This is a genomic window from Amycolatopsis sp. SB7-3 (genome assembly GCF_041021335.1).
Taxonomy (GTDB): domain Bacteria; phylum Actinomycetota; class Actinomycetes; order Mycobacteriales; family Pseudonocardiaceae; genus Amycolatopsis; species Amycolatopsis japonica.
Genome location: NZ_JBFPJQ010000006.1, coordinates 389076 through 402634 on the forward strand (window position 1 = coordinate 389076; position 13559 = coordinate 402634).

A 13559-nucleotide genomic window follows, 5' to 3' on the forward strand; every position below is an offset into this window, starting at 1 on the left:
CGTTCGTTTGCAGGGGACTGCGGGGTCAGGCACCACGCGATGGCGGAAACCTACTCCCGTCGGACCGCTTGTAAAGGCGGCTTGACCAATACTTAGGGTTTCAAGTCCGTATCGTTCTCAAGCCACCGGACGGCCCGATCCGCCGCCGTCCGGCGCTGATCAGCCTAGACAAAGCGGGGGTGCCTCGTAACCGGGGTCACACAAGATCTGTGACGCATCGTGACCATTACCGCGTGCAGCGGGTCCCTCACAGGGCCATCCGGCCCAGCGGTACGGGCAGCGCGAGTGGTGACTCACCCCATAGAGTCGTTCCTCAAGTCGTCGCGGTGCGGGGACGGCGTGAAAGGGAAACACGGGTGCGGGTACTGCTGGTGGAGGACGACGACCGGGTCGCGGGTGCCTTGACGCCCGCGCTGACCCGGCGCGGCCTGACGATCAAACGCCTGGCCTCCGGCGCCGGGGTGCTCGATCTGGTGCACGAGGTCGACGTCGTGCTGCTCGACCTGGGGCTGCCCGATATCGACGGGATCGTGCTGTGCCGCCGGATCCGCGCGGTCAGCGACGTCGCGGTGATCGTCGTTTCGGCGCGGGGCGAGGTCGACGACCGGATCCAGGGACTGCGGTCCGGCGCCGACGACTATCTGGTGAAGCCCTACGACGTCGACGAACTGGTCGCCCGCGTCGAGGCCGTGCGCCGTCGCCGAGGGGAGCGGCCCGCCGCGCCCGAACCGGCGGGCGTCATCCGCGCGGGTGATGTGTCCGTCGATATCGGACGCCATGAGGTGCAGGTCGACGGGCAGCCGGTTTCGTTGTCCCGCAAGGAATTCCAGGTGCTCGCGCTGGTGGTCACCGCCCGCGGCGCGGTCTGCGCCCGCGACCATGTGCTGAACGAGGTGTGGGGGCATCGCGGCCCCGCGGAGAGCCGGTCGCTCGACGTCCACGTCGCCACCCTGCGGACCAAGCTCGGCAGGCCCGCGCTGATCGAGACCGTCCGCGGCGTCGGGTACCGCCTCGGCGGCGCCTACGGCCCGGCCGAGGAGGGCTGAGCCGGTGCGCGTCCGGCTCCAGGCGATCGTGCTGACGCTGGTCGCGGCGCTCGTGTTCGGCCTCGGCATCCCGCTCTCGCTCAGCGTGGCGGCCAGTGCGCAGCTCGACCTCTTCCTCGACCGGCTCACCGACACCTCCCGGTTCGCGTCGCTGGCCCAGCGCCCGCTGGTGGAGAACCGGCCGGACCTGATCGAGGACGAGCTCCGCCGCTACACCGAGGTCTACGGGGTGCCGGTGGCGATCGTCGACCAGGACGGCGAATCCGTCGCCGGAGGGCCGGGCGAGACGGCCGGGATCGATCTCAAAGACCCCGTCATCGCCTCACATCTGCAGCAGGCGCTGGCCGGGCGGCGTTCGGAACCCGGTCCGCTGCTGCTGCCGTGGTCCACCGAGCCGCTGGTGCTGGCCGAGCCGATCCTGATCGACGGCGAGGTGCGGGGCGCGGTGATCACCGTCTCCTCGACGGACAAGGCCCGCACCGCGCTGCTGTGGTGGTGGCTGCTCATCGCGGCGGGTGCGGTGCTGGCGTTCGGGCTCGCGTTGCTGGTCGCGGTGCCGGTGGTGCGCTGGATCCTGCGCCCGGTCCGACGGCTGGACGACGCCACCGGCGAACTGGTCGCCTCCGTGGTCAGCGGCCGCGAGGTCAAACGGGTGGGGGAGACGGGCGGTCCGCCGGAACTGCGGCAGCTCGAACGCTCCTTCGACCGGATGGCCGCCAGCGTCGACGAGGCTCTCTCCGCGCAGCGCGCGTTCGTCGCCGATGCCTCCCACCAGCTGCGGAACCCGTTGACCGCGTTGAAGATCCGGCTCGGCAACCTCGACGGGCACGTCGATGACGACCTGGCCGCGGCCGATCTCGAAGCCGCCCTCGTCGACGCGCGACGGCTCAACCAGATCCTCGACGAGCTCCTTTCGCTGGCCAGGGCCGAATCCTCGGGCGGCGAACTGGTGCCGGTCGGCCTCGACGAGACGGTGGGCGCCCGGGTCGCCGACTGGACCGTCGTCGGCGCGGCACGCGACATCACCCTGGTCGCGTCCGGGCTGGGCGGTGGGCTGAGGGTGCTCACGCCCGCGCGCGGCCTCGAAGTGGTCCTCGACGCGCTGCTGGACAACGCGCTCAAGTTCACCGAGCCGGGGACCGAGGTGAGGGTCGACGTCACCACGGCGGACGGGAAGGTGGACATCGCCGTCCGCGACCACGGCCCCGGCCTGCGCGACGACGAACTGGACCGCGCGGCGGACCGGTTCTGGCGCAGCACCGCGCATCAGAACGTGCCCGGCTCCGGCCTCGGCCTGGCGATCGTCACCGAGATCCTGGCCAGATCGGACGGTTCGCTGCGGCTCGGCTCACCCGAAGGTGGCGGTCTCCAGGTGACGGTGACCCTGCCCTTAAACGGTGCTAGTCCTTGAGTGACCGGAAGTAACGCAGCGCCCCCGGATGCAGCGGCAGGGGAGCGGTCTCGATGGCGGGGTGGACGTCGATCGACAACGCCGCGCCCGCCGCCTTGACCAGCTGGTCCCGCGCGTCGAACAGCCCGCGTACCAGCGCCTCGGCGACGTCGTCGCGCATCGACGTGGGCACCACCAGGAAGTTCGGCAGCACGAGCGTGGTCACCGGCGACGGCAGGTTGTAGGCGGTCACCGGGATGGTCGCGGTCCGGTACACCGGGCTGGTGGCCCGCAGCGCGTCCGCGAGGTCGGTGATGTCGAGCAGCCGCAGGCCGACGGTGTGCACCTTCTCGGTGATCGACGGTGTCGGCAGCCCACCCGACCAGATGACGGCGTCGATCTGCCGGTTCTCCAGCGCGGGCAGCGCCTCGGGAAGGCCCAGGTTGCGCCGGTCGATCGCGCCGGTCAACCCCGCCGCCTTGAGCAGCTGCTTCGACAGGAACTCGACCCCCGAGTCCGGCGAGCCGATCGCGACCTTGCGGCCGCGCAACTGCGCGAACGACTTGATCGACGAGTCGGCGCGCACGATGACGTGCAGGTAGTCGTCGTGCACGCGGGCCAGCGCGGCCAGGCCGGGGCTCTTGTCGGCGGCGGCGACGTCGGCGGCCACGAACGCGACGTCGGCCTTCCCCGCCCGCACCCGGTCGACGTTGTCCGGCGAGCCGTGCGTCTCCTGGATCTCGGGCCGCTCGGTGTCCAGCTGAGCGGCCCACGCGTCGGCCAGCGCCTCGGCCAGTTTGTCGTAGACGCCGCCGTTGAGCCCCGCCGCGATCCGCACCTTCGTCCCGGACAGATCGGGTCCGCACCCGGCGACCAGGGCACAGACCACGGCGATCACCACCGCCAGCACCCCTGGTCTCCTCATGAGGGTCGATCGTGCCATGGAACCCCGCCCGCGTACCCTCGAAGGCGAGATGAGCGCGCGCACTTACCAGATCCGCACCTTCGGCTGCCAGATGAACGTGCATGACTCCGAACGTCTTGCCGGGCAGCTCGAGGACGCCGGCTACGTTCCGGGTGACGGCGAGGCCACACCCGACCTGATCGTGTTCAACACCTGCGCGGTGCGGGAGAACGCGGACAACAAGCTGTACGGCACCCTCGGTCATCTGCGCCCGCAGAAGACCGCGAAGCCGGACATGCAGATCGCCGTCGGCGGCTGCCTCGCGCAGAAGGACCGCGGCGAGATCGTCAAACGCGCGCCCTGGGTGGACGTCGTCTTCGGCACGCACAACATCGGCTCGCTGCCGACGCTGCTGGAACGCGCGCGGCACAACGCCGAGGCCGAGGTCGAGATCCTCGAATCGCTCGAGACCTTCCCCTCGACGCTCCCGGCGAAGCGCGACTCGGCGTACGCGGGCTGGGTGTCGATTTCGGTCGGCTGCAACAACACCTGCACCTTCTGCATCGTCCCGGCGCTGCGCGGCAAGGAACGCGACCGCCGTCCCGGCGAGATCCTGGCCGAGGTCGAGGCGCTCGTCGCCGAAGGCGTGCTGGAAGTGACCCTGCTCGGCCAGAACGTGAACTCCTATGGCGTCGAATTCGGCGACCGGCTCGCGTTCGGGAAGCTGCTGCGCGCCTGCGGTTCGGTGGACGGGCTGGAGCGCGTCCGGTTCACCTCGCCGCATCCGGCGGCGTTCACCGAGGACGTCATCGACGCGATGGCCGAGACGCCGAACGTGTGCCACCAGCTGCACATGCCACTGCAGTCCGGTTCGGACCGGGTGCTGCGCGAGATGAAGCGGTCCTACCGTTCGGCGCGGTACCTCAAGCTCCTCGACCGCGTGCGCGAGTCCATGCCCGACGCCGCGATCACCACCGACATCATCGTCGGCTTCCCCGGCGAGACCGAGGAAGACTTCCAGGCGACGCTCGACGTCGTCGCGCAGGCGCGGTTCTCCAGCGCGTTCACCTTCCAGTACTCGATCCGGCCGGGCACGCCCGCCGCCGAGATGGACGGGCAGCTGCCGAAGGAGGTCGTGCAGGAGCGCTACGAGCGGCTCGTGCAACTGCAGAACGACATCTCCTGGGACGAGAACAAGAAGATCGTCGGACGGCGGGTCGAGCTGCTGGTGGCCTCCGGCGAAGGCCGCAAGGACACCGAGACACAACGGATGAGCGGCCGTGCCCGTGACGGCAGGCTCGTCCACTTCACGCCGACGGGGCCGCTCGTGGACCGCCTCGTACGGCCGGGCGACGTCGTCGAGACCGTGGTGACCTACGGCGCGCCGCACCACCTCGTCGCCGACGGTGACCTGCTGTCGCACCGCCGCACCAAGGCGGGGGACAACTCCGAGGCCGGGCTGCGGCCGAAGACCAACGGCGTGACGCTGGGCCTGCCGGGCTTCGGCGCCCCGGCCGTCACGCCGGAACCGGTGAGCGGGTGTGCGCTGTGACCGAACCGAAGATCGACGAACTCGCCGCCGAGATCGACGAGGTCGGTGCGCGCGCGGCCAAGACGATCGAGCTGGGCAGGCGCGGGTTCTCCATCGCCGTGCTGGTGTTCGTGCTGCTGATCGCGCAGCTGCTGCCCTGGGTCGGTGAGCACGCCGGCTGGGAGGTGCTGCTCGGCAGGGGCGGCGGGATCCCGCAGCTGTTCGCGGCGACCTCCACCGGCATCGGGGTGTTCGTCGGCGCTGTCGCGCTGGTGACCCGGCGCTGGTGGCTGGCCTGGGTCTGCGCCGCGGGCGGCTGGTTCGCCTCCGTCGACGGGATGCTCGCGATCTGGTCGCAGCAGTCCTCGCACGCGACCGGCGCGGCCGGTGGCGGTCCGGGCTTCGGGCTGATCGTCGCCTGGATCGCCACCGTCGCGCTGGCCATCTACTGGATGCGTGCGGCCTTCTCCCGCAGCTAGCCGACCCGCAGGGTGAGGTTGCTGGACGTGTACGCGCTCGCGTAGAGCGTCGTTTCCGGGTGGTAAGCCCGCAGCGTGACCACCGCGCTGAAGGAGAAACTCAGCTTCAGGGAGAACGTCGAGTTGGGCCGGCAGGTCGTGTCGGCGATGTTCACCCACACGCTGCCCTGAAGCTGCTGCACGATGATCGCTTCGAGGCTGTCGGCCGCGTCGCCGCCTTCTTGAGCCTGCAGAGTCCCCTTGAGGGTGACCTTTTCGTTGACCTTCGCCTGCTTCTTGCTGAGCGAGGCGTCGAGTTTGACCTTCTTCTTGCCCGCTTCGGCGGAGACCGGGGCCGGTGCCGGGGCGGCCGTCGCCGACGCGGCCGGGGCGAGCCCGGCCACCAGAGCACAACTGATCGCCAGGGCGGCGAACGCCCGGCGTGCTGGGGGAATCAGTGTCTGGTTCATGATCGAAGTCGACCACGGTTGAGCGCGGAGAGCGCCCGAATACGCACGAAGGTGCCAGGCGTCCCTCCACAGTGGAGTGACGCGTGCGCCCGCCCCCGAACGCCATGAAAGGTCCTTTCCTTGCGAAATTTGCAAGGAAAGGACCTTTCATGGCACTACAGGACGCCGAAGACCTACCGGTCCGCGATGGCCGCTTCCGCTGCCTCGAGCCACTCACGCCACTGCGCGGCCTGCTCGTCCGCCTTCTTCGCGCGCCGCTCGTCGCCCGCCGCACGGGCCTTCGCCGCCTGCGACTCGAACTGCTCGACCCGCTCGCGGAACTGCGCCGCCCTGGCCTGCGCCTCCGGGTCGGTTCGCCGCCACTTGCTGTCCTCGGCCGACTTGATCGCGTCCTGCACGGCCTTCAGTCGCCCGTCCAGCTCGCGGATGCGCTCGCGCGGGACCTTGCCGATCTCGTCCCACTGGTCCTGGATGCGGCGCATGTGCTGCTTCGCCGCCTCCAGGTTCGCGGCGGGGTCGATCTTCTCGGCCTCGACGAGGAGTTCTTCCTTCTGCTGCGCGTTGGTCGCGAACTCGGCGTCCCGCTCGGAGAACACCGCGGACCGCCGGGCGAAGAACTTGTCCTGCGCGGCGCGGAACCGCTGCCAGAGCGCCTCGTCGCTGTCCTTGGGGGCGCGGCCGGCGGCCTTCCACTCGGTCATCAGGTCCTTGTAGCGACCCGCCGTCTCGCCCCAGTCCGACGACTCCGAGAGCGATTCGGCCTCGGCGATCAGCTCTTCCTTGCGGTGCTTGGCGCCCGCGCGCTGCTTGTCGAGTTCGGCGAAATGCGAGCCGCGACGGCGGTTGAACGCCTCACGGGCCTTGGAGAACCGCTTCCACAGCTCGTCGTCGGTCTTGCGGTCGACGCCCTTGACGGTCTTCCACTCGTCGAGGATCGCGCGCAGCCGGTCGCCGGCGGCCTTCCACTGGGTCGACTCGGCGGCGAGCTTCTCGGCCTCGTCGGCGAGGGCCTGCTTGCGGACGACGGCCGCCGCGCGGGCCTCCTCGCGCTCCTGCTTGGCCGAGGCCAGCGCCTTCTCGGCGTGGGCGATGACCTGCTCGATGCGGCCGTTCAGCGCGGCGATGTCGCCGACGACGGCGGCTTCGGCGAGGCCGTCACGCAGCTGTGTCGCCGTCGCCAGCGCGTGCTTCGGGTCGCCCGCGCCGGACTCCAGCCGGGTCTCCAGCAACTCGACCTCGGTGCGCAGGTCGTCGAAGCGGCGCGCGTAGTGGAGCAGACCCTCGTCCGGGCTCCCGGCCTGCCAGACACCGACCGCGCGTTCGCCGTCGGCCGTGGTGACGTAGACCGTTCCTTCTTCGTCGACCCTGCCCCAAGCGGACGGGCTGGGCTCGGCGGGCGGCACGGGGGGTGCGGGATGCCCGCCACCGAGCGCGTGCGGTACCGGGTGCGGTGCCGGGGTACCGGTGGACGTGTTCTCCTGGGCCATCGCAGGCTCCTTATCGCCTGTACGCCCGCTGGCGCGGGCGCCCCGCCTAGCGGCGGGGCCGGGTAATGCGTTGCCGTCTTGCTTCGGGGGCATCAACCCCTTGCGGCATTCAAGCAGCTCAGCGTCCACCGTGGAACCGGATGAACCACCAGAGGGCAGTGATCCTACTTCCGGAGGACCCTCCGTGTCGGTCGGTTGCGGGTGGTAGGTGGCGGGGAAGGTAACGTCGGCGGCCGTGATCCGCCGTGTCGCCGTGCTCCCGCAACCCCCGCTGCTCATCCCCGAACTGGCCGCCGGAGCGGCTGACGAGTGCGCCGAGCTGCGCGAAGCCTGCCTCGCCGCGGCGAGGCGCCTGACCAGTGCTTCGCCGGACTGGGTCGTCATCGGCGCGGCCGCTGGCGCCCCCGCGGTGCCCGAACACGCGAGCGGGTCGTTCCGCGGTTTCGGCGTCGACCTCGGAGTCTCACTCAGCCGGGTGACGGCCCCCGAAACCGAGCTGCCGTTGCCCGCGCTCGTCGCCGGCTGGCTTCGTGAGCAGAGTGGCGCGTCGTCCGTCCGCGTCCATCTCGTGGATCCCGCCACCCCCTCCGACCAGTGTGAACAGTTCGCCCGCGCGGTGGGCGACCACTCCGCCGTGCTCGTTCTCGGCGACGGTTCGAGCAGGCACGGCCCCCGTTCCCCCGGCGGGGAGGACGCGCGCGCCGAGGATTTCGACGCCGGGGTCCGCGACGCCCTGGCCAAGGCAGACACGGGAGCGCTGGCCGCGCTCGACCCCGCCTTGGCCGCCGAACTCGGGGCAGGTGGCCGCGCGCCCTGGCAGGTTCTCGCCGGTCTGGCGGCCGGGGACTGGACCGCCGAGGTCCTCTACTCTGCCGCGCCGTTCGGTGTCGGCTATCACGTCGCGGTCTGGGAGCGCGCGTGATCCGGCCGGTCGCGGTCGTCGGGCCCACGGCGACCGGGAAGACCGCGCTCGCGGTCGAACTCGCCCTCACCCTCGGGGGTGAGGTGGTCAACGCTGACGCGTTGCAGCTCTACCGGGGGATGGACATCGGGACGGCGAAGGCGACCGTCGAGGAGCGGCGAGGCGTGCCGCATCACCTGCTCGACGTCCTCGACGTCACCGAGACCGCCTCCGTCGCCGCGTACCAGCGCGATGCGCGTCGGCGGGTCGAGGAACTCCTCGAAGCCGGTCGCGTGCCGATCCTCACCGGCGGGTCGGGGCTGTACGTCCAAGCCGTGCTCGACGATCTCAAGTTCCCGGGTACCGATCCGGACGTGCGCGCCCGGCTGACCGCCGAGACCGACGAACTCGGCGTCGCCGCGATGCACGCCCGGCTCACGGAACTGGACCCCGTCGCCGCCACGGCCATCCTGCCGACCAACGGCCGCCGGATCGTGCGCGCGCTGGAGGTCATCGAGATCACCGGCGAACCGTTCTCGGCGAACCTGCCGAGACCGGGGCCCGCGCGCTACGACACCGTCCTGATCGGCATCGACCGCGAACCGGCGGAACTCGACATCCGCGTCGACCGCCGCGTGGAGCTCATGTTCGAAGCCGGACTCGTCGACGAGGTCCGGACGTTGCTGGGTCAGGGACTCCGTGACGGGCTCACCGCTTCGAGGGCGCTGGGCTACCAACAGGTGATCGCCGCGCTAGACGGTGACGGCGACTTCCCGGCGGCCTCGGCGGCCACCGCACAGGCCACCCGGAGGTTCGTGCGGAGACAACGTTCCTGGTTCCGGCGGGACAAGCGCATCCGGTGGTTCGACGGCGGTTCGGAGCGGCTGGCCGAGCGCGTCCTCGAAGCGGTGGCCCAGTAATCTTGGCGCCATGGGCGGCATCGAATTCCTCAAGGGACACGGCACACAGAACGATTTCGTGCTGCTTCCCGACCCCGACGGCCGCCTCGAGCTGACCGAAGCGCGGGTGGCCGCGTTGTGCGACCGTCAGCGTGGTCTCGGCGCCGATGGTGTGCTCCGGATCGTGCGGTCGGCCGCACTGGGTGCCGAGTCCGGCGGCGAATGGTTCATGGACTACCGCAACGCCGACGGGTCCATCGCGGAGATGTGCGGCAACGGCGTCCGGGTCTTCGTCCGGTACCTCGTCGATTCCGGGCTCGTACCCGAACGCGACTTCGTCATCGGCACCCGCGCCGGTGACCGGCCGGTGCGGATGCACGCCGACGGCACGGTGACCGTGCAGATGGGACCGGCGGCGATCACCGGCACCTCGGTCACCGTGGTCGCGGGCAAGCCGTTCTCCGGGGTCGCGGTGAACGTCGGCAACCCCCACCTGGTGTCGGTCGTCGACGACGACGTCGACGTGCTCGACCTGCGCGACCAGCCCGACTTCGACTCCGACGTGTTCCCCGACGGCGTGAACCTCGAGTTCATCAACCTGCTGGGCGACAACGCGCTGAAGATGCGCGTCCACGAACGCGGCGTCGGCGAGACGCGGTCCTGCGGCACCGGTACGGTCGCCGCGGTCGCCGCCGCCCTGCACCTCGCGGGTACCGACACCGGTGAGGCGACCGTCGACATCCCCGGCGGCCGCGTGGTGGTCGAGATCCGCCGCGGCGGGTCCACACTGACCGGGCCGGCGGAGATCGTCGCCCGCGGGGAACTCGACGAGACCTGGTGGGCCGGGCTCGCTTAACCGACCGCGATCGGCTCCTTGGGAAGGTCGCGAAGCTTCCGGATCGGCGAGAACACCACCCACAGCAGCGCGGCCGTCTCGCCGACCGCGACGAACCACAGCGTCCCCCGGATCCCGATCGCCTCGCCCAGCACACCGCCGATCAGCCCGCCCAGCGGCAGCATCCCCCACACCACGAAGCGCACGCTGGCGTTCATACGGCCGAGCAGCCGGTCCGGGCAGACGGCCTGCCGGTAGGACACCTGCGCGACGTTGTAGACGATGATCCCGAACCCCGCGATCGCCAGCGCCGCGGGGAACAGCACGATCCGCCAGCCCGGCGCGGCGAGCGGCAGCAACAGCTGGAACGGCCACGTCAGCAGCGGGACGAACCAGATCGACCGCGCCTGCCCGATCCGCCGGGTGATGCGCCCGGCCAGGATCGCCCCGACGATCCCGCCCACGCCGCCGGTCGCCAGGACGACGCCGACGACCGCCGGTGACAGGCCCAGTTCCCGGTTCAGGAACAGGATCTCCACCGCGGTGAAGGCGCCGTTGAACAGGTTCGCGGTCGCGGTGCAGGCGACGATCGAGCGCAGGGCGGCGTCGGTGAAGACGAACCGCAGTCCCTCGGCGATCTGGGGGAGCAGCTTCGCCTCTTCGTGTTGCCCGGGTACTTCCTCGACGGTGCGGATCCGCAGCAGGCACAGGGCCGAGGTCAGGAAACCCACGCCGGTCATCAGCACGGCGTTGGCCGCGCCCGCCAGCTGCACGAGCCCGCCGCCGATGCCCGGGCCGGTCAGGAACGCGACCGACTGGCTCGCCTGGAGTTTCGCGTTGCCCTCCAGGAGATGCTCGCGGCCGACCAACGACGGCAGATACGACTGATAGGCGACGTCGAAGAACACCGTCGCGACGCCGACGAGCGTGGCGACGATGATCAGCTGTGTCAGCGACAGGACGCCCGCCCACCACGCGAGTGGAACGGTGAACAGCAGCGCCGCGCGGACGAAGTCGGCTCGCAGCATCAGGACCCGGCGCCGCATCCGGTCGACCCACACCCCGGCGGGCAGCCCGATGATCAGGAACGCGATGGTCTCGGCCGCGGTCAGCAGTCCCATCTGGAACGGCGTCGCGGCCAGCACGGTGGCCGCGAGCAGCGGGATCACGGTGTGGCCGGCGAAAGCACCCACCTGACTGGCCGTGTCACCCGCCCAGAGCCGCCGGAAGTCCGCGTGGAAGAAGAGGGAGTCTCTGCGCACGACGCCACCTTGGCGCCAGTGATTGGAAACTGTCAATCACTAATCGCTCTAGGCTGTCCCGGTGCCCACTCCACGACGCGCCGCCACCGAGGCCGAGATCGCCGCGATGGCCTCCGGAATAAGGCTGCGCATCATCAGGTTGACCTACTCCGAGGCGCTGACCAACAAGGAGCTCGCCGAACGGCTCGATCGCGATCCGGCGACGACGCTGCACCACGTGCGCAAGCTCGTCGACACCGGCTTCCTCGAAGCGCTCCCGCCGCGACGCGGCACGCGCGGTGCGAAAGAAATTCCGTATCGCTCGACCGGGTTGTCATGGCATCTTGATTCCCGCGACAGGGGGATCGATCAGGCGATCTTCGAGGCTTATCTGGCCGAGATCGCCGACGTGGGATTCGACGAGGTGCAGCAGACGCGCCTGGTCGTCCAGGTGCCGGACGAGCAGATCATCGAGTTCGAAACACGGCTGATGGAGCTCGTCGACGACTTCATGTCCCGGCCGGTCGACCCGGAAGCGAAACGCACGGCCATCTACCTGTCGAAGTATCCCAGCAGGTAATGAATTCGGTCCCGCCGCCGAAACGTGGGACCATGGAGGCACGATGACGGAACTGACACACAACGATCTGAACGACATGGACCCTTCGACCGGCGAACTGGAGCTCGAGGACCGCGCCTCGCTCCGCCGGGTAGCGGGCCTGTCCACCGAACTCGCGGATGTCACCGAGGTCGAATACCGGCAGTTGCGCCTGGAGCGCGTCGTTCTGGTCGGTGTGTGGACCGAGGGCAGCGCCCTCCAGTCCGAGGCCTCGCTCGCCGAACTCGCGCGGCTCGCCGAAACGGCGGGCTCCGAGGTGCTGGAAGGCCTGGTGCAGCGGCGGATCCGCCCGGATCCCGCCACCTACATCGGCTCGGGCAAGGTCAAGGAACTGCGGGACATCGTGATGGCCACCGGTGCCGACACGGTGATCTGCGACGGTGAGCTCTCGCCCGGCCAGCTGCGTCAGCTGGAGGAGAAGGTCAAGGTGAAGGTCATCGACCGCACCGCCCTGATCCTCGACATCTTCGCGCAGCACGCCCGCTCCAAGGAGGGCAAGGCGCAGGTCGAGCTGGCCCAGCTGCAGTACCTGATCCCGCGGCTCCGCGGGTGGGGTGCGGCGCTGTCCCGGCAGGCCGGTGGCCGCGCGGGTGGCGCCAACGGTGGTGTGGGTCTGCGTGGTCCCGGTGAGACGAAGCTCGAAACCGACCGCCGCCGGATCAACAAGCGCGTGGCCAAGCTGCGCCGCGAGATCGCCGCGATGGACACCATCCGCGAGACCAAACGCGGTCGCCGGGTGGCCAACGAGGTGCCGAGCGTCGCGATCGTCGGCTACACCAACGCCGGCAAGTCGAGCCTGCTCAACGCGCTGACCGGCGCCGGGGTGCTCGTCGAGGACGCGCTGTTCGCCACGCTGGATCCGACGACCCGGCGGGCGCAGACCCCCGATGGCCGCACCTACACGCTGACCGACACCGTCGGTTTCGTCCGGCACCTGCCGCACCAGCTGGTGGACGCGTTCCGGTCGACGCTGGAGGAGGCGGCGAGCGCCGACCTGCTCGTGCACGTCGTCGACGGCGCCGACCCGACGCCGGAAGAGCAGGTCAACGCGGTGCGCGAAGTGCTCGCCGAGATCACGAAGCGCCGTTCCGAGCCGCTCCCGCCGGAGCTGCTGGTGATCAACAAGGCCGACGCCGCCGACGAGGTGTCGCTGGCCCGGTTGCGGCACCAGCTGGCCGGTTCGGTGCAGGTGTCGGCGCGGACCGGCACCGGGATCACGGAGCTGGCCGAGGTGATCGCGGAGCGGCTGCCGAGGCCGGAGGTCGTGGTCGAGGTGCTGATCCCGTACTCGCGGGGCGAGCTCGTCTCCCGCGCCCACGCCGACGGCGAGGTGCTGGAGGAAGAGCACGTCGAGACCGGTACCCGGCTGGTCGTCCGCGGCAGGCCCGAGCTGGCCGCGGCGCTGAGCGACTTCCAGACGAACGGCTCGGCTCTGTAGGCAAGTACGTGAAGGGCCCCTTCAGTGCGCTAGACGCAGTGAAGGGGGCCTTCACGTCCCTTCGACGCTGGTGGTGGATTCGTGACCGTGCCGACCCGCGCTGAGGTCCGTGAAGTGCTGCAGGCTCTCGTCGACGGTGCGATCACGCCTGCGCAAGCCGACGACTGGGCGCGTCCCTGGCTCGTCGACGACCGCTTCCCAGTAGAGGACGAATTGGTCCGGCAGGCACTCGACCGGTTGTTCGGCGCCGACCTGATGACTTCACCGTCGAGTCACTTGTATGGCCCGGCCGACTTCCAGGTATGGCTGGAGGAGTTCGACAGTCAGCGCTGAAAGTGGC

At 70.2% G+C, this 13559-nt stretch carries 14 protein-coding genes; 10 read left to right on the top strand and 4 right to left on the bottom strand.

Annotated features, from left to right (window positions below; translation table 11 throughout):
* The first annotated feature begins 356 nt into the window (after positions 1-356).
* Positions 357-1046 carry a response regulator transcription factor gene (locus AB8M46_RS34585; RefSeq protein ID WP_038516335.1) on the top strand — a complete coding sequence of 230 codons (690 nt, stop codon included), beginning with the start codon at positions 357-359 and terminating at the stop codon, positions 1044-1046.
* A gap of 4 nt (positions 1047-1050) precedes the next feature.
* Positions 1051-2457, top strand: coding sequence for a sensor histidine kinase (locus tag AB8M46_RS34590; protein ID WP_394362919.1), 1407 nt, complete (start codon positions 1051-1053; stop codon positions 2455-2457).
* On the opposite strand, the gene AB8M46_RS34595 is transcribed toward AB8M46_RS34590, so the two are convergent.
* Positions 2447-3361 (bottom strand): TAXI family TRAP transporter solute-binding subunit, encoded by a 915-nt coding sequence (locus AB8M46_RS34595; RefSeq protein ID WP_394362920.1) that lies wholly within the window; start codon positions 3359-3361, stop codon positions 2447-2449. The genes AB8M46_RS34590 and AB8M46_RS34595 overlap by 11 nt on opposite strands.
* 16 nt (positions 3362-3377) lie before the next feature.
* On the opposite strand from AB8M46_RS34595, the gene miaB reads away from it, so the two are divergent.
* Positions 3378-4892 (top strand): tRNA (N6-isopentenyl adenosine(37)-C2)-methylthiotransferase MiaB, encoded by a 1515-nt coding sequence (gene miaB, locus AB8M46_RS34600; RefSeq protein WP_394362953.1) that lies wholly within the window; start codon positions 3378-3380, stop codon positions 4890-4892.
* Complete coding sequence (locus AB8M46_RS34605) at positions 4889-5350, top strand: hypothetical protein (protein ID WP_037343272.1); 462 nt, start codon at positions 4889-4891, stop codon at positions 5348-5350. The genes miaB and AB8M46_RS34605 overlap by 4 nt, the downstream gene beginning before the upstream one ends.
* On the opposite strand, the gene AB8M46_RS34610 is transcribed toward AB8M46_RS34605, so the two are convergent.
* The gene (locus AB8M46_RS34610; protein ID WP_378422477.1) at positions 5347-5799 is read right to left on the bottom strand and encodes a hypothetical protein; all 453 of its coding nucleotides are present in this window, start codon (positions 5797-5799) and stop codon (positions 5347-5349) included. The two genes, AB8M46_RS34605 and AB8M46_RS34610, sit on opposite strands and share 4 nt — an antisense overlap.
* 173 nt (positions 5800-5972) lie before the next feature.
* Entirely contained in the window at positions 5973-7286 is a 1314-nt protein-coding gene (locus AB8M46_RS34615) for a DUF349 domain-containing protein (RefSeq protein WP_037343278.1), read from the bottom strand.
* Positions 7287-7521: 235 nt separating this feature from the next.
* Between AB8M46_RS34615 and AB8M46_RS34620 the strand changes: the two genes are divergently transcribed.
* From AB8M46_RS34620 to dapF, 3 genes are read left to right on the top strand one after another with little or no spacing between them, the layout of a single operon-like run.
* A complete protein-coding gene (locus tag AB8M46_RS34620) occupies positions 7522-8208 on the top strand; it encodes a class III extradiol dioxygenase subunit B-like domain-containing protein (RefSeq protein WP_394362921.1) in 687 nt (228 codons plus the stop codon).
* Positions 8205-9107 (top strand): tRNA (adenosine(37)-N6)-dimethylallyltransferase MiaA, encoded by a 903-nt coding sequence (gene miaA / locus AB8M46_RS34625; protein WP_394362922.1) that lies wholly within the window; start codon positions 8205-8207, stop codon positions 9105-9107. Before AB8M46_RS34620 ends, miaA begins: the two co-directional genes overlap by 4 nt.
* Positions 9108-9117: 10 nt before the next feature.
* Positions 9118-9942 (top strand): diaminopimelate epimerase, encoded by an 825-nt coding sequence (gene dapF / locus AB8M46_RS34630; protein ID WP_394362923.1) that lies wholly within the window; start codon positions 9118-9120, stop codon positions 9940-9942.
* Here the strand turns inward: dapF and AB8M46_RS34635 are convergent.
* On the bottom strand, positions 9939-11183 hold the full coding sequence (locus tag AB8M46_RS34635; RefSeq protein ID WP_394362924.1) for an MFS transporter: 1245 nt from the start codon (positions 11181-11183) through the stop codon (positions 9939-9941). The two genes, dapF and AB8M46_RS34635, sit on opposite strands and share 4 nt — an antisense overlap.
* Before the next feature lie 61 nt (positions 11184-11244).
* Here AB8M46_RS34635 and AB8M46_RS34640 point away from each other — a divergent pair, with 61 nt between their 5' ends.
* The 3 genes from AB8M46_RS34640 to AB8M46_RS34650 all read left to right on the top strand — a co-directional run bounded on the left by AB8M46_RS34640 (position 11245) and on the right by AB8M46_RS34650 (position 13552).
* Complete coding sequence (locus AB8M46_RS34640; protein WP_037343284.1) at positions 11245-11742, top strand: transcriptional regulator; 498 nt, start codon at positions 11245-11247, stop codon at positions 11740-11742.
* Positions 11743-11785: 43 nt separating this feature from the next.
* Positions 11786-13219 (top strand): GTPase HflX, encoded by a 1434-nt coding sequence (gene hflX / locus AB8M46_RS34645; RefSeq protein WP_037343286.1) that lies wholly within the window; start codon positions 11786-11788, stop codon positions 13217-13219.
* A gap of 81 nt (positions 13220-13300) precedes the next feature.
* A complete protein-coding gene (locus AB8M46_RS34650) occupies positions 13301-13552 on the top strand; it encodes a hypothetical protein (protein WP_394362925.1) in 252 nt (83 codons plus the stop codon).
* The last annotated feature ends 7 nt before the right edge of the window (positions 13553-13559 follow it).